We start from the raw sequence: 19,065 nt of genomic DNA, 5'->3' as shown, positions 1-19,065 counted from the left end.
TGAAGGATGACTAGTGGGCACCTGTTAGGTGGAGTTCATCCCTTAAATCGTTATGATTCATAACTATATGGTTCCGGTCCGCAATTATTTTGGACCCATTGAGGCCGTTGGGCTTGAGAGGGTCAAAATTTAGGTGTTTGCGGACCGGAAATAGGGCTGCAACCCGCATGAATGCTGGTTTTGTCTCGGGACTTAAAATCCCTCGGAGGAAACTCCGTGCCGGTTCGATTCCGGCTCCGGGCACCAGTTGTAATAAGGGCTTGACTTGATTGGTCAGGCCCTTATTTTTTAGGCAAGGTCTGGCTGCTTTATAGTGGCAATCGGCCTACTATCTGCTCAAACATTCTTTTATTCGTGAAGTAACCCTTTGAAAAGCGCCAGGCAATGGGCTTTCCTTCGTCTGTTTTCAGTGTAATTGAAAACACCGTTGAATCTAGCGCCCTTGCTAACAACGCGTAGTCTTTCAGGCTTATTCTTACAATCGGTATGTCTGGAATGATCACGGCAAGTCGATCCCGCTTTGGTTATGCGAGTTATCGGCCTGTGTTGGCTATTCTTCAGTCTCAATCAATAGTTTTTACAGCTACGGCATGCCAAAAGTGATCTTTGATCAAGTGTCCAGGTGATGGCTTGCTTTCAAGTTGTGCTGCGTGAAAACCACTAGGTAGCTAGACTGATTAGCTTGGTGTGGAGGGCTAATATTTTTAGGTATGGCCTAATGCTTGGTTGTATAGCTAATCATTTTCTGAAAGCATATATATTCTTTGTTGCTCCAGTGATCCTTCATCGATTAATTGAAAAGTGCATAGGCCTGCCATCGTTCGGTAGGATATATAATTCGATGCTGTAGCTTACTGGCTCATCCGAACCATGTGGCCCTTGGTATGGGTCACCACTGTTAAAGGAGGCGCCATGCCCACTATTACTCTTCCCGACGGTAGCCAACGTTTATTCGATCATCCTGTTACAGTCACAGAGGTCGCTCAGTCTATAGGCGCTGGATTAGCGAAAGCTACTCTGGCAGGCAAAGTAGATGGACGTCTGGTGGATGCTTGCGACGTTATTGATCATGACGCGTCCCTGCAAATTATTACACCTAAAGATGAAGAGGGTTTGGAGATCATCCGTCACTCTTGTGCTCATCTGGTTGGTCATGCTGTAAAGCAGCTGTTCCCGACAGCGAAGATGGTAATTGGTCCTGTTATTAATGAGGGATTCTATTACGACATCTCGTATGAGCGCCCTTTTACGCTGGATGATCTGGCTGCTATCGAGACGCGGATGCGTGAGTTGATCGATAAGGACTACGACGTCATCAAGCGTATGACTCCGCGAGAGCAGGTTATCGAGACGTTTAAAGCGAGAGGGGAAGATTACAAGCTCCGCTTGATTGAAGATATGCCTGATGAAAAGGCAATGGGGTTGTATCATCATGAAGAGTATGTGGACATGTGTCGTGGTCCGCATGTGCCCAATACCCGATTTTTGAAGGCATTTAAGCTAACGAAGCTGTCTGGTGCCTACTGGCGTGGCGACTCCAAAAACGAACAGCTGCAGCGTATCTATGGTACGGCTTGGGCCGATAAAAAGCAGCTGGCAGCTTATATTCAGCGCATTGAAGAAGCTGAAAAACGTGACCACCGCAAGCTGGGCAAGCGGCTGGATCTCTTCCATACTCAGGAAGAGGCGCCAGGAATGGTGTTCTGGCATCCTAACGGCTGGACTGTTTATCAGGCGCTTGAGCAGTACATGCGCCGTATTCAGCATGAGAACGGCTACTCCGAAATCCGTACGCCACAAGTTGTGGATCGTTCCCTTTGGGAAAAGTCCGGCCACTGGGCTAACTATGCCGACAATATGTTTACGACTGAATCGGAAAGTCGTGACTATGCTATCAAGCCAATGAACTGCCCGTGTCACGTGCAGGTGTTTAATCAGGGGCTCAAGAGTTACAAGGAGCTGCCTCTTCGTCTGGCAGAGTTCGGCGCTTGTCACCGTAATGAGCCATCAGGCTCTTTACATGGCATTATGCGTGTCAGAGGGTTTACTCAAGATGACGCCCACATTTTCTGCACAGAAGACCAAATGCAGGAAGAGGCGGCTGCTTTCATTAAGCTTACTTTGGCGGTTTACGCTGATTTCGGATTCACTGATATACAACTGAAGCTTTCTACCCGTCCTGAAAAGCGTGTTGGATCAGATGACTTGTGGGATCAGGCAGAATCAGCATTAGCTGCGGCGCTTGATCGTGCAGGGCTGGCCTATGACTTGCAGCCGGGAGAAGGGGCATTCTACGGTCCAAAAATTGAATTTTCTTTGAAGGACTGTCTGGGTCGAGTATGGCAATGCGGTACGCTACAGCTTGATTTTAATTTGCCGTCTCGTCTCGGGGCTGAATACGTCAGTGAAGATAATAGCCGTAAGCACCCAGTAATGCTGCATCGTGCTATCCTTGGTTCCTTTGAGCGATTCATCGGTATTTTGATTGAGCATTACGAGGGATCTTTCCCGGCGTGGCTTGCTCCAACTCAGGCAGTGGTCATGAATATCACTGACAAACAGGCCGATTTCGCTAACGAAGTGGTGCAAATTCTTGATCAAAGCGGTTTCCGAGCTAAAGCTGACTTGAGAAACGAGAAAATCGGCTTTAAAATTCGGGAGCATACTTTGCTCAAGGTTCCCTATCTTCTTGTTATAGGCGATCGGGAAGTTGAATCAAGAGCCGTGGCTGTACGCACGCGTGAAGGTGCTGATCTGGGCTCAATGCCTATTGCGGACTTCAAGGAGCTTCTAGCTCAAGCAGTTGCTCGTCGCGGTCGACAAGAATTGGAGTAATGACTATTAAGCGTGAAATGAGACAGGATAAGCGAACTCAACCCAAGGCTCCGATCAACGAGAATATCTCGGCTCGTGAAGTCCGGTTGATTGGTGCTGACGGCCAACAGATTGGCGTCGTCTCGATTGATGAAGCGCTACGCGCTGCTGATGAAGCCAAGCTGGACTTGGTGGAAATTTCCGCCGATGCAGTACCTCCTGTGTGCCGCATCATGGATTATGGCAAGCATCTTTTCGAGAAGAAGAAGCAGACCGCAGCAGCGAAAAAGAACCAAAAACAGGTTCAGGTAAAAGAAATCAAGTTTCGTCCAGGGACGGAAGAAGGGGATTACCAGGTAAAACTACGCAACCTGGTACGTTTCCTTAATGAGGGGGACAAGGCCAAGGTATCCTTGCGGTTCCGTGGTCGTGAGATGGCCCACCAGGAGCTGGGTATGGAGCTGTTAAAGCGGGTCGAGGCTGACCTTGCTGAATTCGGTGCCGTAGAACAGCATCCTAAGATGGAAGGACGCCAGCTAATTATGGTCATCGCCCCCAAAAAGAAAAAGTAACCACCAGGGCACTGGCAGGCCTTGCGGTTATGCGTAATCACCCAATGCGGAGTATATGAACATGCCAAAGATGAAAACCAAAAGTGGCGCAGCGAAGCGTTTTAAAAAGACCGCTTCCGGCTACAAGCACAAGCACGCGTTCAAGAGTCACATCTTGACCAAAATGACCACCAAGCGTAAGCGCCAGCTGCGTGGTACATCTCTGATGCACCCGTCTGACGTTCAAAAAGTTGAGCGCATGCTGCGCGTTCGTTAATCGGTCACAAGGTAAAGGTATAACTCATGGCTCGTGTTAAGCGTGGCGTAATTGCCCGTCGTCGTCATAAAAAAATTCTGAAACTGGCTAAAGGTTACTACGGTGCTCGCTCTCGCGTGTTCCGTGTTGCCAAGCAGGCTGTGATCAAGGCAGGCCAATACGCCTATCGTGACCGCCGTCAGCGCAAGCGTCAGTTCCGCGCCCTATGGATCGCTCGTATTAATGCTGGTGCTCGTATGAACGGTCTGTCTTACAGCCGTTTCATCGCTGGCTTGAAGAAAGCGGCCATTGAGATCGACCGTAAGGTTCTGGCCGATCTGGCGGTAAATGAAAAAGTAGCGTTCGCTGCGATTGTCGAGAAAGCTAAAGCTTCTTTGGCTTAAGCCCTGCGTCAATCAGGGCCTTGGCCCGACAGTAACGTCACCAGTAGGGGAAGGGCCTAAAGCTCTTCCCCTATTTTGTATCTGGAGTCAGTGAATGGAAAACCTGGAGGCACTGGTCAGCCAAGCGTTGGAGGCCGTGCAGCAAACTGAAGACACGACTGTTCTTGAACAGCTACGGGTTGGCTACCTAGGAAAAAAAGGTGAGCTTACCCAGGTCATGAAGACGCTGGGCAATCTGCCTGCAGAAGAGCGGCCGAAAGTCGGTGCGCTGATCAATGCGGCTAAAGAGCGTGTGCAAGATGCGCTTAACGCCCGCAAACAGTTTTTAGAAGAATCCGCTTTGGCTGAAAAATTAGCAGCGGAGCGGGTTGACGTAACGTTGCCTGGCAGAGGGCAAACGACGGGTGGTTTGCACCCTATCACCCGTACTTTGGAACGTATCGAGCGACTTTTTACAGGTATTGGTTACAGCGTGGCTGAGGGCCCTGAAATCGAAGACGACTACCATAACTTCGAGGCGCTTAATATTCCAGGTCACCACCCGGCTCGTGCTATGCACGATACGTTTTATTTTAATGCTACACGTCTACTGCGTACGCATACCTCACCCGTGCAGATTCGTGTCATGGAGCAGCAGCAGCCTCCGATTCGTATCATCTGCCCAGGCCGAGTTTATCGCTGCGATTCCGATCAGACGCACTCGCCGATGTTTCATCAGGTAGAAGGGCTTGTGATTGATGAGAAGGTCAGCTTTGCCGACCTCAAGAGCACGATAGTGGGTTTTCTGCGCGAGTTTTTTGAAGAAGACCTAGAGGTCCGCTTCAGACCCTCTTATTTTCCATTCACTGAGCCTTCTGCAGAAGTCGACATCCGTCGACATGTCAATAAAGACGGCCAGCTGACCCCAAGCTGGCTTGAAGTTTTAGGTTGCGGAATGGTGCACCCTAACGTGTTGCAAATGGCGGGTATCGATCCTGAGAAATATCAGGGCTTCGCGTTTGGTATGGGCGTTGAGCGCCTAGCCATGCTGCGTTACGGCGTAAATGACTTACGGCTGTTCTTCGATAACGACCTGCGCTTCCTGGCGCAATTCCGCTAGCTTTAATAGGGGGCACAATGAAATTCAGTGAACAGTGGTTGAGATCTTGGGTAAGTCCACCGGCTTCTCGGGACGATTTAGTCGCTCAGTTATCCATGGCAGGTCTTGAAGTGGACGACGTCGAGCCGGTGGCCGGGCAGTTCAGTGGTGTGGTAGTAGGGGAGGTGCTCGCTACTGAGCGGCATCCTGACGCTGATAAGCTGAATGTATGCCGTGTTAGTAATGGCCAGGAAGAGTTTCAGGTCGTATGCGGTGCGCCAAATGTGTGTGCTGGTCTGAAGATTCCCTTCGCTATGATTGGCGCCAAGCTGCCAGGTGATTTCACTATAAAGAAAGCCAAGCTGCGCGGCGTTGAGTCTCAAGGCATGCTTTGTTCTGCTAGTGAGTTGAGCGTATCAGATGATAATGCAGGTCTGATGGAACTGCCGTCAGATGCACCGGTAGGCAAGGATTTCCGTGATTACTTTGGGTTGGACGACGTTTCTATAGACGTTGATCTAACGCCTAATCGCGGCGATTGTTTATCAATCGCCGGCCTCGCTCGTGAAGTTGGTGCGCTCTATGGCGTCCCGGTGCATGCACTTGATGTTTCTCCTGCACAAGTAAGTATAGAAGATGTGCTCCCAATTGAGGTTGTTGAGCCTTCTGCTTGCCCTCGTTATGTAGGGCGTGTGCTAAAAAATGTTGACCTCTCTCGCCCTGCGCCACAATGGATGGTAGAGCGCCTGCGGCGATCCGGGATTCGTAGCATTGATGCTGCAGTCGATGTAACTAATTACGTTATGCTTGAGCTTGGGCAGCCTATGCATGCTTTTGATCTCAACGAGATCAAGGGCGGCATTCGTGTTCGCTTAGCGCAGCCCGACGAGAAGCTAGTTCTGTTAGATGGCCAAGAGATTACTCTTCGCCCGGATACGTTAGTTATCGCCGACCATGAGCGCGCGCTAGCTATAGCTGGGATCATGGGGGGGAAATACAGTGGTGTAAGCGCCACTACCGCGGATCTGTTCCTGGAAAGCGCCTTCTTCGATCCTATTGCTGTTGCTGGTAAGGCACGCTCCTATGGTCTTCACACTGACTCTTCGCACCGCTTTGAGCGCGGAGTAGACTTTGATCTTCCTCGTCGTGCAATGGAGCGCGCTACAGCCCTACTGGTAGATATTGTCGGCGGCGAACCAGGTCCGGTGATAGAGATAGCAAGTGCTCAACATTTGCCTGTTAAAACCCCTATTACTTTGCGTAGTGAGCGCATCGAGCAAGTGCTAGGTCTGCGTCTTGAGAGTGATGAAGTTGAGCGCCTGTTGGAAGGTCTTGCATTGACCATTGAGTCTACTGATGAAAACCACTGGAAAATTGGCGTTCCTAGCCATCGTTTCGACATAGCAATCGAAGTCGATTTGATAGAAGAATTGGCGCGCCTTTACGGATATAACCGCCTTCCGACTCGTTTTCCACAAGCACGCTTGGCTCCAAAAGGATATGCCGAGGCGCGTACTGGCCTTTCGCAATTTCGACACCAGCTGGTTGCTCGGGGTTATCAGGAAGCTATTACTTTTAGTTTCATAGACGAAAAGACATTCAAGCTATTCTCGCCAACGCTTGATCCAGTATTGTTGGCTAATCCGATTTCTCAAGATATGGTTGCTATGCGCGCTTCGCTTTGGCCGGGCTTGGTCAAGGCTCTGCAGCACAATCTTAATCGCCAGCAGAGTCGGGTGCGCTTGTTTGAGTCAGGGCTTCGTTTTGTCGGTTCACTAGATGATTTGGCGCAAGAGCGTGTCTTGGCTGGTTTGATTTCGGGGCCACGCTCTCCAGAAAGCTGGAGCGCTGGTTCTGAGCGTGTAGATTTTTTCGATATCAAAGGCGATGTTGAATCGCTGTTAGGTTGCGATGAGGGTGCAGGTGATTTTACCTTTGTCGCGGCAGAGCATCCTGCGCTGCATCCTGGACAGACTGCACGCATTGAGCGTGACGGCCGGCTGGTGGGTTATGTGGGAGCATTACATCCCGAGCTATTAAAAGCTTTGGATTTAGATCAATCTGTTTATGTATTTGAAGTGTTGCTATGTGAGGCGGAGCAGAGATGCCTACCGCGTTTCCAAGAGCTGTCACGTTATCCAGAAGTACGCAGAGACTTGGCAATTCTAGTGAATATAGAGGTATCTTCGGCGGATGTTTTGTCGATTGTACGGGACAAGGCTGGTGAGTATCTGGTTGATTTAAGACTGTTTGACGTATATCAAGGTAAGGGCATTGATCCGCTTAGAAAAAGTCTTGCAGTTGGCTTGACCTGGCAGCATCCATCACGCACTCTTACTGATGAAGAAATCAACGAAACGACACAGAAAATCCTCGTTTCCCTGGAAGAAAGGTTCAACGCCACATTAAGGAAATAGCGTATGGGGGCTCTGACGAAAGCTGAGTTGGCTGAACGTCTCTATGAGGAGCTTGGTCTGAATAAGCGTGAGGCCAAGGAGCTAGTGGAGTTGTTTTTCGAAGAAATTCGAAATGCTTTAGAGCAGAACGAGCAGGTTAAGCTATCAGGTTTTGGTAACTTTGATTTGCGAGACAAGCGTCAGCGCCCCGGACGCAATCCTAAAACAGGTGAAGAGATACCAATCACGGCACGCCGTGTGGTGACTTTCCGTCCTGGGCAAAAACTTAAGGCCAGGGTAGAAGCGTATGCTGGAACCAAGCCATAATAATGAATTACCTGCTATACCGGGTAAGCGATACTTCACTATTGGTGAGGTAAGTGACCTCTGTTTGGTAAAGCCCCATGTCCTTAGGTACTGGGAGCAGGAGTTTCCTCAGCTTAACCCGGTAAAAAGGCGAGGCAATCGTCGTTATTACCAGCGACAAGATGTCATTATGATCCGTCAGATCAGGGCTTTGCTTTATGACCAAGGTTTTACCATAGGCGGGGCTCGTCTAAGGTTGTCGAGTGATGATGCTAAGGATGATACTACCCAGTATCGCCAGCTAATAAAGCAAATGATTAGCGAATTAGAGGACGTTTTGGGAGTTCTTCAAAAATAATTTAAAAAAACCTTCCATTTATCAAAACCTTAGCTTATGATGTTCGCCATCTCGAAAGGGATGCAGTCGGGGCGTAGCGCAGCCTGGTAGCGCACTTGCATGGGGTGCAAGGGGTCGAGTGTTCGAATCACTCCGTCCCGACCAATAAACATCAGCATTAGAGGCCGGTTACAGATACCCGGCCTTTTTTGTGTGCGTGACTTTTGCGTGACTTCTCATGATTTCATGCCTGCTTCCTCTTCAAAATCGTAAGGACCGGACCGCGTGAGTCGGTTGCCGATACTTTGTTGGCTGCGTCAATCAGTTGTCCTAACTCCGCGCCGGAATAGTGACTGGTGATGCTGCCGTTCTTGTGGCCCAATAGTGCCTTGCGATCTTCTTCGGTTACGCCTGCTGCCCTAAGCCGTCTGCCAAAACTATGCTTAAGATCATGCACGCGGATTGACCGAAACCCAGGGTGAGCACTGGTCTTGTGTAAAGGAGAATAACGGGTCCGGCATCTTTGGCTTTATCGGCCAAGCCAGCGGGACTACGTTCACGGACAACAACATAGCCCCCGAGAAGGATGACACACCGCCTACTGGTGAGAATCCTTTTGCCAATGGCAACTATCCGGGTGTGGTCGGGTATTACCAGCAGCGCTTGGTCTTTGCAGCCAGTAACGCCAACCCGCAGACGGTATGGATGAGCAAGACCGGCGCATTCCATAACTTCGGATACTCAACGCCTACCAAGGACGACGACGCGATTACGGTCACCATTGCTTCCCGGCAGGTGAATCGTATTCGTCATCTGGTGCCGCTGCGAGAGCTCCTGGTCTTGACCTCTGGAGCAGAGTGGACCTTGTCTGGTGATGCAGGCGGGTTAACGCCTACGAATATTCAGGCCAACGTCCAGAGCTATATCGGGGCAAGCACGGTGCCACCCGCGGTGTATGGCAATACCGCGTTGTACGTCCAGTCTCGCGGGCAGAAGCTTGCCGACCTTGCCTACTCTTACACCTCGGATGGATTCCAGGGGCAGGACCTGACGGTGCTGTCCTCTCATCTCGTGCGCGGGTATGAGATCCAGGATATGGCCCTTGCCCAGGTGCCAAACAGCTGCGCCTGGATGGTCAGAAGTGACGGTGCATTGCTGGGATTTACCTATCTTCCGACTCAGGAGGTCTACAGCTGGCACCGTCATGATACGGACGGCTCATACGAGGCTGTAGCAAGCGTTCCTGAAGGCGATGAGGATGCTTTGTATGTGGTGGTGCGCCGGACGGTAAACGGCGTATCCAGGCGCTATATAGAGCGTTTCGAATCACGGCAGCTTTCGGTCTATGGGCTGGACTTCAACAACGGTCCCTATGACCAGCTGTTTCGTTCGTTCTTCGTTGACTCTGGCCTGACCTTTGATAACCGAGGCGACCCAGAGGCAATTGTCGTTATTCGAGATGACGGGGTGTATACCTATCCGAACGAGCTGACCATCACATGCGTGGTTCCTTCATACGGCCCGCAGGATGTGGGTGTGACGTTCTTTCTGGAAGGGGAGGACGGTGCACGGTTGTATTTCGATATCACTCGTTATGTCTCAGGCACAGAGCTGAAGGGTATCCCTAAATCACTGGTTCCTGAGTCGCTTCGGGGTATCCCAGCAGCCAAGTGGGGTAAGTGTGCTTCCAACGCCATTGGTGGGCTTAGCCACCTGGAAGGAAAGACCGTAAGCATTCTTGCAGATGGTCATGTTTTACCTCCGGCCATAGTTAAGAACGGCTTTGTTCCGCTGGCCGTGCCTACTGTCCTGGCTCACATCGGCCTTCCGTTTGTGAGTGACTTCGAAACCCTTGACCTTACGAACACCCAGCAACCTTCGTTCTTAGGCAATAAGAAGCGCATCAATGATGTGGAGATTCTTTGTGAGGAGAGTCGCGGCATCTTCGCAGGATCTGATCCTGATCATTTGTACGAGTACAAGCAGCGAAGTACGGAAAACTACAGTGAGCCTACCCAGCTTCTGACGGGGCGCGCTCAGATATCGATATCGCCAAAGTGGGATTCAGCCGGGCGGATATTCATTCGCCAGACCGACCCTTTACCTCTAACCATCCTCGGAGTGCTGCTTAATGTCCAGGCAGGTGGCTAACCTCGTACCGGTTGAGGAATGGCACATCCGTGATCTGTTGTCCGATCTGCGGGAGGCTGACCGCCTGGAGCTAGAAGCCTTGCGGGGATGGACGGCAGAAGAGGAGCTGCGCGAGGCAGTACGAATCACGTCTCATGCCAGAACCTGCATAGCAGAAGGTCAGGTTGTCGCCATCTTTGGCGATTCCAAGCATGACGAGTTTATTGGCATTCCCTGGATGGTTTCATCCAATGCCATAACTCGCCACGCTCGGGCCTTCCTGGCCTGCTGTTATGAGGTAATCCAGGACATGCGGACCCGTCATAACTACCTCGTCAACTTCGCAGACACACGTAATAACATAGCTATTCGCTGGCTCAAGTGGTGCGGCTTTGAGTTCTTCAACGCCATTCCATACGGGCGGAGCGGGGAGCTATTTCACCCGTTCATGATGGAGGGCACCGCATGTGCGGACCAGCAGCAATTCTCCCAGCGTTAGCCGTAGGCTCTGGTGTGCTGGGAGCGGTTAATTCTATCGGCCAAGCCAACGCAGCCGCAGCAACTGCAAAGCGGCAAGCGGGATACCTGAATACTCAGGCCGCTCAGACTATCGAGCAAGGCGGCTATCAATCCGACCAAGCCCTGACCCAAGGTCAGCACGTAATCGGAGCACAGCGCGCAGCTTACGGCGGTGGAAACATCGACGTTAACTCAGGTTCAGCCCTCCGGGTTCAGGAGTCCGCTCAGACCCTTTCCGAGGAGGACGCCCAGAACATCCGCCTTAATGCGGCTCGTCAGGCATGGGGCTATCAGACTCAGGCAAAGGAAGTGGTCAACCAGGCCAAACAGCAGAAGAAGAGTGCGGCCATGTCGGCGGTCGGATCTCTTTTAACTGCCGGTGCCGGTGCTTATTCGCTCTATGGCTCGCTCGGATCAGCAGGCAGTGGCCTATCCCTTCAAGGGCAAAAGACAGCCCTAACCAAAAACGCAGCATTCGTACGGAATATGTAGCATGGCAAGAGTCCCGGTATATCAGCGACAGGTAGCGCCTGAAGTCGCCCAGGCTCCGCGCGCCTTGAATGGTGGCGGGGGCATTGACGGCTTGGCTCAGGGTTTAGGGAGTGTCACCAACGCCCTGACCAAAATCGTACAGGATGAGCAGGACAAGGCTGACCATGCCGCGCTACTGGATGCTGATAATCAGCTGACCCAGTGGCAGAACAACACTTTCTATAACCAGGAAAGCGGCATTTACACCAAGAAGGGTAAGAATGCCTTCGGTGTGGCAGGCCAGACGCTTCAGTCTTTCGACGAATTCCAGCAGCAGATTGGTGCCAATCTGACTACTGATCGCCAGCGGCAGAAATTTGCTGAGATGGTGATGAACCGTAAGAACCAGATGACGGTTGATCTGGATCGATACGAGTACGCCGAACAGCAGCGGTACAAGAACGACGTTGACCAGTCGGCCATTGCTCTTTCCCAGGACAGTGCGGCGCTTAACTTCAACGACCCGTCCAAGGTCGGCATGTACCGTGACAAGGCACTTGCTGTGGTACAGGCCCAGGCTGAACGTTTGGGGTGGTCGCAGGAAGAAACCCAGCTGCAGATGCTCGGAACCAGCTCAAAGCTGCTGACCGGTGTGATCGGTCGCATGGCTGAGCAAAACCCTCACGCAGCCAAACAATACCTAGAACAGTCCCGTTCCGGTATCACGGCAGACGACCAACTCAGGATTGGTAACACTATTGATCGTGAGATCAAACAACGAGAGGCTGAGGCAAGGCAGCAGCAAGCGCTTGCTAAAATGGAGCTATCCAGTCGGGTATCGGATGCAACCAGCGCTTATATGGCTGGGTTTGATTATGCCAACCCTCCGAGTCGTGCCGAATTTGTAGCCGCCCACGGAGCAGAGAAAGGAAACGAGGCCTACTCGCAGTTCCAAAAGCTCCAGGGTGTAGGTCTATCAATGCGCGAACTGGCTACGGCAAGTCCTGAAGAAGCAAGCCAGATCCTTAGCCGTTATCAACCGGCACCGGGTGGCGTGGCATCCGAAGGGTTCCGGCAAGACGCTCATGTCTATGGCTCCCTATTGAATTCTGCCAACCGCCTGATGAAGGCTCGTCAGGATGACCCTGCAAGCTATGTCACGACCTACAGTCCGCAGGTTCAGCAAGCCTTCGCAGTCGCTCAGCAGGTGGGAACGCCTGAAGCCTATCAAGCCTATGCCAAGGCATCTCTGGCTGAGCAGCAGCGTCTTGGGGTACAGAACCCTAAGCTACTACCAGACGCCCAGGCCGATCAGATCATCTCGCAGTTCGGAGAGGTAAGTGATGGGGGTAATAACTCATCCAAGCTGATCCAGAATCTACAAGCTCAGTGGGGCAGTAACTGGCCGCAGGTCTACTCCCAGCTTCAGAAGAAGCTTCCGGGTGCTGCGCTGGTGATTGGCTCCGGCGTGGATGCCGCAACGTCCAACACCCTGGCTCGTATTGCGCCGCTCAAGACTGACCAGTTGCGTGAAGGTCTGGACAGTGGGGATCTCAAGGATGCCAAGGAGAACCTGAACGAGCGCCTATCTGACTTCCGCACCACGCTATCTCATCAGGTGGGTGGAGAGCGGACATTCTCAACCATGTACGAACAGGCAGAGCGATTGGCTTATACGTACATGGGGCAGGGGATGAAAGCAAAGGATGCAGTCGAGAAGGCTATCGCTCCCCTGGTGGATGACAAGTACACCCTGAAAGGTACGTACCGCGTACCAAAGTCTCTGGATGCCGATACGATCGATCACGGGGCAACGGTCGCCAAGCAGGAGCTGAACCTTGATGAAGTGCAGTTCACCGTACCCAAAGGGCTGGACCCGCAGTTTGCCAAGGAGCGCGTGAAAGGTGCGCTTGATCGTGAAGGGTATTGGGTGACGACTCCTGATGAGAAGGGACTTGCTCTTTACTTTGGTGGTGAGGCTGTGCTCGACAAGTCAGGCAAACCGATTACCCGATCATTCGAAGATCTGGCCGGACAAGCAGCCAAGAACCCGACAACGATTCAGCGTCTCCTGAAAGGCTTCCAGCCCATACCGCGAGCCGAGCAGGCACCCGCTGCACCGCAACCCTATATGCCGTGGCTTAATCAATGACGATATACACTGACGGACTGGTTACCCGCCCTGACCGCAACCTGCTGGATGATGTCGCCAGCGGTACGTGGGAAGCGGCGGGCGCGGCCTTTCAACAGGCGTGGTTTGAGAACCCAACCACAGCGCTCAGGCGCATGGGGGAATTGAACGAGGCTGAACAGGGCCGCATTACCCAGAATGCTTATCCTGCCTACAATATCCCCGAACAGCGGGAGGCTCCGGCTACTCCCTTGCTGTCTGCCGAGGATGCACGCAAGCGAGTGCAGGAAGCAGGCGTCAAGCTCAATATCGAAGATGCCGGTATCCGTGAGGGTGCGCTCGATATCCTCATCCGCCGCAAGCAGGAAGAACGCCAGCGGCAGATGGTGATGGATAGCGCACCGGGTTCCTCGGTTCCGCTTCAGCTGTTGGCAGGGTTTGCGGCTTCGGCTATTGACCCAATCAACGTGGCTTCTGCCTTTATCCCGGTTGTCGGTGAGGCGCGCTATGCCTCGCTTTTAGCCAGGGCAGGCACTTCAACAGCGTCCCGGTTTGCGGCGCGTGCCCAGGTCGGGGCGATTGAAGGCGCGGTGGGTTCTGCCTTGGTGGAGCCTATTGTCCTGGCTGCCTCTGCTCAGGATCAGGCCGACTATGGAATCAAGGACAGTCTGCTTAACATTGCCTTCGGGTCGGTGCTGGGTGGTGGGCTCCATGGGGCAGGCGGGTATCTGTCAGATGTTCGTCGCGGAAACCTGCTGGATGAGGTGAAAGCAGAGGGCAGGCCAGAGGTAGCAACACCTGCTGCCGACGCTGCTCCGGTTCCAACCGAAGCACCCCGCATGACGTTGGCCCAGGCCATTGCTCGTGGCGATGACAACCCCATGGTTGCACTGCGTACCGCCTTGGAACGCGGCATTCAGCTTGACCGGGAGAACATCCGCACTGCCGCACAGGCTCAGGCCCGCGATGAGTTGATGCCTGATATCCGTGCTCAGATCGAAGAAGTTGCCAGCGGTCGCATTCCTAACGTTGCCGACATCCGTGCCGAACAGGCTCAGATCCAGCAGCAGATGGATGCCCTAGACGGCACCTTCAAACAGCGGGCCAAGGAGTTTCAGGGCCAACGCCAGAGTCGAAAGAAAGCCGAGCAGTCGGCCCGTCAGGCTATCGCTCAGGAGCGCGAGCAGCTCCAGACCCGCTATGACGAGATATCCCAATCACTGGATGTTAACCGCCAGTCTGAGATTGGTCGTCGTGAGCGCAACGCCCTGAACCGTGGTGAGATCCCGGAACGCTTCCAGGAATCTATCAACCAGCGCGCGGAGCAGATCGCTAGAGGTTTTGACCTGACCGGCACCGCTCGTGCTGTAGCTGAGAATGCGCCCTGGCAGGTGCGCCAATCAGCCTTACGTGCCGCAGTGGCCCAGGCGGTAACCGGACGCGATATTGACGTTCAAGCCCTATTTGACCTTCCCGACCCGCTCAAGCGTGATGCCGCTTTGGCCCAGCTGAAGAAGCCATCTGCACCACGAACTGATCGGGAGGGTGAGCAATCTAGTGCCCGTATGGAGCAGCTTTCGAAGGCTCCCGATGGAACCGAACTGGCTGATGCCGAGAAGCTTTTGAATGGTGAACTGGCCTTGACCCAAGAGGCCGCAAGACAGGCCGGACTTGACCTTGACCAATTCATGGCCGAGGCCAATGCCCAGGCTGCCGATTCCCTTTCCTATGCCGCTGCCTACCGTGCTGCCGCAGTTTGTCAGTTGAGGACCTAATGGCTGCTCAAGAATGTATCGATATCATCCAGGGTGCGGCCAAGGCTGCTGGACGTGAACTCAACCTGGAAGAGTTGACCGAAGTCTTGGAAGACCTTCAGAGCAGGCAGAAATCCTTGATGGCTGCCGATACCATGCTCAGCCTGGAAGAGGCCGCCTTGCGTGCAGCTGACGAACTGGGTAATCAGGTCAAGCTGTCTGCCGTCATTGAGCAGCGTAACGCTGCCTTAAATGCCAGACGGCGTGCAGAACTGGTGGGTTATATCCGCGGCACATGGAAAGACCGTCCAGACCTTGGCCTTGAGTCCTTCCTTGTCGGGACAAACGTCACCCGTACCGGTGCCCGTCGATCTGTCGCAGCAGAGCAGAGACAATCAGCCCAGGCCTACACCGCTGGCTTTCTGAATGACATTGAGAAGGGAGGGCTACTGCCGTTCCTGACTCGTGGCGACCTGGACGACGATATAGCCGATGCTCTATGGCGGATGGGTATGGATCGTCCGCTGGATGGTATCGGCAAAGAGGCTATTGATATTGCCCGCATCATGCAGAAGTACCAGGAAGCGGCGCGGGTAGATGCCAATCGGGCAGGGGCATTCATAGGAAAACTGCCGGGGTATGTGGTCCGTCAATCCCATGATTCCTACAAGTTGGAACGAGCAGGGTTCGCTCAATGGCGTGACGAGATCATGCCTTTGCTGGATGAGCGCACCTTTGATGGCGTGGCTGATCGTAATCAATTCCTGCTTCGCGCCTATAACGGTCTGGTCTCAGGGGTACACCTAAAGAACACGCCCACCGACAAAGCGGCAGGCTTCAAGGGGCCGCGCAACCTTGCCAAGAAAGTGAGCGCCGAGCGTACTTTACACTTCCGCGATGGGGTTGCCTGGAATGCCTATAACAAGATTTATGGCACTGGATCGCTGCGTGAAGCCTTCTTAGGCGGCCTGAACCAGATGGGTGAGTCAACCGGCTTGATGCGTCGTCTAGGCACAAACCCAGAGGCCAACTGGAATTCTGTTCTGGATGAGCTTCAGAAAGACTTTCTCGAAGATCCAGTGAAATTAAAGAAATTCGAGACGGATCGTCGTGGAATGCTTAGAACTCGCTTTGCTGAGGTGGACGGATCAGCCAGAATTGCCGTCAACCAGGTGGGCGCTCGGGTGGCATCCAACGTCCGTGCTTGGCAGTCGATGGCAAAACTTGGTGGTGCGGTGGTCTCTGCTTTGACTGATATCCCGGTTGCCGCCAGTGAGTTCCGCTACCAGGGCAAGGGCATGCTTTCGTCTCTTGGCGACATCATGGGTGGCTTGTTTCAAGGCAGGAAAAGTGCCGAGCAAAGGGAGATTCTGTCCAGCATCGGGGTGTTCTTCGATAACGTCAGGGGTGAGGTAGTTAGTCGGTTCTCAGCTGATGACACCCTGGGCGGGAAGATGAGCCGCGCGCAGCACATGTTCTTCAAGCTCAATGGCCTCCAGTGGTGGACCGATACCATGCGGTCTACTGCATCCCTGATGATGAGCCACCATCTGGCCTACAACCGTTCGCTTGACTGGGAAAAGATGAACCCTGACCTGCGCCGGACGCTTGAGCTGTTTGATATTGATTCGGGCAAGTGGGATCTCTTGAGAGACACACCCACTTCACATGCGGACGGGCGGGAGTACATGACCACTCAGGGCATCGACGATATTCCTGATGAAAGCCTTGCCTCCTATCTCGAAGCACGTGACCGGGTAGTGAACCCCCAGGCTATAGAAGAACTGCGTGAAGAGCTTCGCGGTAACCTGCGCAGCTATATCACCGACCGTGGCAGCTATGCGGTGATCGAACCTGATGCCCGTACCCGAGCAATCATGCGGCGCGGCACACAGCCTGGAACCATTGCCGGTGAACTCCTGCGATTCGTTGGTCAGTTCAAAGCTTTTCCTGTTGCCATCCTACAGAAGACGGTAGGCCGTGAGCTGTACGGACGGGGGTACACCCCAAGCGCTTACGGCTCGGCCCCAGGCCGTGAACTCGTCAATGCCATGCGCAACGGTAATGGTGAGAAGCTTGGTATGGCTCAGCTGATGCTGTGGACCACGCTGTTTGGCTATGGAGCTATGTCGGCCAAGGACATGCTGAAGGGCAAGAATCCCCGTGATCCTGAAGACCCCAAGACCTGGGTGGCGGCAATGCTCCAGGGTGGGGCCATGGGGATTTATGGTGATTTCATCTTTGGTGAGTCCAGCCGGTTCGGCGGTACCCTGACCAGCTCGCTTGCCGGGCCGGTGCTAGGCGGAGTGGACCAGCTGAATGATCTGTTCCAAAGGGCCAAGAATGGTGACGACCTTGCTGCTTCTTCTCTACGCGCTGCATTGAACAACACACCATTCATGAACCTGTTCTATACCCGAATGGCAGCTGACTACCTCTTCCTTTATAGCGTGCAGGAGGCCGTGAATCCGGGGGCATTGAAACGCATGGAGCGGCGAACGGAGAAGGAGAATGCTCAAAGCTTCCTGCTTGCACCATCTCAGCATTATCTCGACCCACTAGTGTGGTGAATCACAAGTACGTTTAATTAGTTTCTACGAAAAGCTCGTGCTGCTCTACCTACCGAAGCCAGGATTTCACCAGCGCTCCTACTCCAGCGGAAGGGCCTCGGGTTCTGGTTGTAAGTAGCCAGGTAATGGTTAATAGACTGCTCAGGATCGCTTACGCTGGTATGTGATTGCCGCTTGATCCATCTCTGGCTAAGGGTCGAGAAGAAACGTTCTACCAAGTTTAGCCAGGAAGCCGAGGTTGGGGTGAAATGCACCTGATAACGAGGGTGTGCGGCTAGCCAGGCCTTTACCTGATCGGTTTTATGCACCGCATAGTTGTCCATGATCAAGTGAACCGGTAGGTCCGTACAGATCTCTTCATCAATAGCCTTCAAAAACTCCACAAACTCAGCGCTACGATGACGACGCTTGAGACGCCCGATCACTTCGCCTGTGGCAATATCCAGCGCAGCAAACAATGACGTTGTGCCAAAGCGCTGATAGTCATGTGTTCGAGTTACCGGATGGCCTGGTGCCAAAGGCAGACCTGGCTGGGTTCGATCCAGGGCCTGGATCTGGCTTTTCTCATCAATACACAGCACCAGAGCCTTATCCGGTGGGTTCAGGTATAGCCCAACGATGTCATGAACTTTATCGACGAAGGCCGGATCGGTTGAGAGTTTGAACGTCTGCTCAAGGTGAGGCTTAAGGCCAAAGGCTCGCCAGATACGTTGCACACTGGCCATGGAAATATCGGTAGCCTTGCCCATGCGGCGCGAACTCCAGTGGCTGGCATCCTCAGGCTTGGTTTGCCGGACCCGATCAACAACCTCCTGAACCTTCTCGTCACTGATACTGCGGGGTCGCCCAGATCTGGGCTCATCATTAAGCCCCTCAAGTCCCCATTGTGAAAAGCGAAGACGCCACCGCGATACGGTCTGAGCAGTAATACCCAGGCGCCTGGCAATCGATGAGCCGGGTTCACCGCTAGCGCAAGAAAGGATGATTTCAGCGCGTAGTTTTGAATCCGCAGGACCTTTACGCTGAGCCCTTCGACGGCTGAGCTCGGCCTGTTCTCATCGCATGCCTCCTTGAGTCAGTTTTGAATACTCACTCTGCAGACCATAAACCCTTTCTCCCTGGGACCAAACACCTAGTAGCTTAGTTCTATATAAGGTCTTGCTTTGGCGAATATCATGTGTCGCCTATGCTGCGGGCGTGTAATACAAATGCGCTGTTCCAATTTAGTAAAATGCATAGATAATGCATAAATGCAGTGCCTTTAATGATGCGCTTTAGGGGGTGCTTTCTGCGCTAGGCCTTAATGAATGTTGATAAATAGATAACTGATCCGGAGTTTGCTCTCAAA

The 19,065-nt window shown here is 53.0% G+C and carries 14 protein-coding genes, 1 tRNA gene and 2 pseudogenes; 15 read left to right on the top strand and 2 right to left on the bottom strand.

Annotated features, from left to right (window positions below):
• Positions 1-912: 912 nt before the first annotated feature.
• From thrS to PLU01S_RS24110, 9 genes are all read left to right on the top strand, one after another.
• A complete protein-coding gene (gene thrS, locus PLU01S_RS24150; protein WP_074830313.1) occupies positions 913-2,835 on the top strand; it encodes a threonine--tRNA ligase in 1,923 nt (640 codons plus the stop codon).
• Complete coding sequence (gene infC / locus PLU01S_RS24145) at positions 2,835-3,386, top strand: translation initiation factor IF-3 (protein WP_173869140.1); 552 nt, start codon at positions 2,835-2,837, stop codon at positions 3,384-3,386. Before thrS ends, infC begins: the two co-directional genes overlap by 1 nt.
• 61 nt (positions 3,387-3,447) lie before the next feature.
• A complete protein-coding gene (rpmI, locus tag PLU01S_RS24140) occupies positions 3,448-3,642 on the top strand; it encodes a 50S ribosomal protein L35 (RefSeq protein WP_010794562.1) in 195 nt (64 codons plus the stop codon).
• Positions 3,643-3,668: 26 nt separating this feature from the next.
• Positions 3,669-4,025: a 50S ribosomal protein L20 gene (rplT, locus tag PLU01S_RS24135; RefSeq protein WP_010794561.1), complete on the top strand. Its 357-nt coding sequence runs from the start codon at positions 3,669-3,671 to the stop codon at positions 4,023-4,025.
• A 94-nt stretch (positions 4,026-4,119) separates the two neighbouring features.
• On the top strand, positions 4,120-5,124 hold the full coding sequence (pheS, locus tag PLU01S_RS24130) for a phenylalanine--tRNA ligase subunit alpha (RefSeq protein ID WP_074830316.1): 1,005 nt from the start codon (positions 4,120-4,122) through the stop codon (positions 5,122-5,124).
• Between the two features lie 17 nt (positions 5,125-5,141).
• On the top strand, positions 5,142-7,520 hold the full coding sequence (pheT, locus tag PLU01S_RS24125; protein WP_074830319.1) for a phenylalanine--tRNA ligase subunit beta: 2,379 nt from the start codon (positions 5,142-5,144) through the stop codon (positions 7,518-7,520).
• A 3-nt stretch (positions 7,521-7,523) separates the two neighbouring features.
• Positions 7,524-7,826 (top strand): integration host factor subunit alpha, encoded by a 303-nt coding sequence (gene ihfA / locus PLU01S_RS24120; RefSeq protein WP_010794558.1) that lies wholly within the window; start codon positions 7,524-7,526, stop codon positions 7,824-7,826.
• Positions 7,807-8,163 (top strand): MerR family transcriptional regulator, encoded by a 357-nt coding sequence (locus PLU01S_RS24115; RefSeq protein ID WP_010794557.1) that lies wholly within the window; start codon positions 7,807-7,809, stop codon positions 8,161-8,163. The genes ihfA and PLU01S_RS24115 overlap by 20 nt, the downstream gene beginning before the upstream one ends.
• A 67-nt stretch (positions 8,164-8,230) precedes the next feature.
• A tRNA-Pro gene (locus tag PLU01S_RS24110) sits at positions 8,231-8,307 on the top strand.
• 79 nt (positions 8,308-8,386) lie between these two features.
• On the opposite strand, the pseudogene PLU01S_RS24105 reads toward PLU01S_RS24110, so the two are convergent.
• A pseudogene (locus PLU01S_RS24105) lies at positions 8,387-8,626 on the bottom strand (tyrosine-type recombinase/integrase); the annotation flags it as partial.
• Between the two features lie 155 nt (positions 8,627-8,781).
• On the opposite strand from PLU01S_RS24105, the gene PLU01S_RS24100 reads away from it, so the two are divergent.
• From PLU01S_RS24100 to PLU01S_RS24075, 6 genes are read left to right on the top strand one after another with little or no spacing between them, the layout of a single operon-like run.
• On the top strand, positions 8,782-10,293 hold the full coding sequence (locus PLU01S_RS24100; protein ID WP_446677050.1) for a phage nozzle protein: 1,512 nt from the start codon (positions 8,782-8,784) through the stop codon (positions 10,291-10,293).
• Complete coding sequence (locus tag PLU01S_RS24095) at positions 10,274-10,771, top strand: hypothetical protein (RefSeq protein ID WP_074830325.1); 498 nt, start codon at positions 10,274-10,276, stop codon at positions 10,769-10,771. The genes PLU01S_RS24100 and PLU01S_RS24095 overlap by 20 nt, the downstream gene beginning before the upstream one ends.
• Positions 10,738-11,283: a virion core protein, T7 gp14 family gene (locus PLU01S_RS24090; RefSeq protein ID WP_074830328.1), complete on the top strand. Its 546-nt coding sequence runs from the start codon at positions 10,738-10,740 to the stop codon at positions 11,281-11,283. The genes PLU01S_RS24095 and PLU01S_RS24090 overlap by 34 nt, the downstream gene beginning before the upstream one ends.
• A gap of 1 nt (position 11,284) precedes the next feature.
• Positions 11,285-13,414 (top strand): hypothetical protein, encoded by a 2,130-nt coding sequence (locus PLU01S_RS24085; protein ID WP_074830331.1) that lies wholly within the window; start codon positions 11,285-11,287, stop codon positions 13,412-13,414.
• Positions 13,411-15,168: a coiled-coil domain-containing protein gene (locus tag PLU01S_RS24080; protein ID WP_074830335.1), complete on the top strand. Its 1,758-nt coding sequence runs from the start codon at positions 13,411-13,413 to the stop codon at positions 15,166-15,168. Before PLU01S_RS24085 ends, PLU01S_RS24080 begins: the two co-directional genes overlap by 4 nt.
• On the top strand, positions 15,168-17,717 hold the full coding sequence (locus tag PLU01S_RS24075) for a hypothetical protein (protein ID WP_074830338.1): 2,550 nt from the start codon (positions 15,168-15,170) through the stop codon (positions 17,715-17,717). Before PLU01S_RS24080 ends, PLU01S_RS24075 begins: the two co-directional genes overlap by 1 nt.
• A 17-nt stretch (positions 17,718-17,734) precedes the next feature.
• Here the strand turns inward: PLU01S_RS24075 and PLU01S_RS24070 are convergent.
• Positions 17,735-18,772: pseudogene (locus PLU01S_RS24070) on the bottom strand (IS630 family transposase); the annotation flags it as partial.
• Positions 18,773-19,065 lie beyond the last annotated feature (293 nt).

This window comes from Pseudomonas luteola NBRC 103146 (genome assembly GCF_002091675.1).
GTDB classification, from domain to species: domain Bacteria; phylum Pseudomonadota; class Gammaproteobacteria; order Pseudomonadales; family Pseudomonadaceae; genus Chryseomonas; species Chryseomonas luteola.
This window is presented reverse-complemented; position numbering and strand designations above follow the sequence as displayed.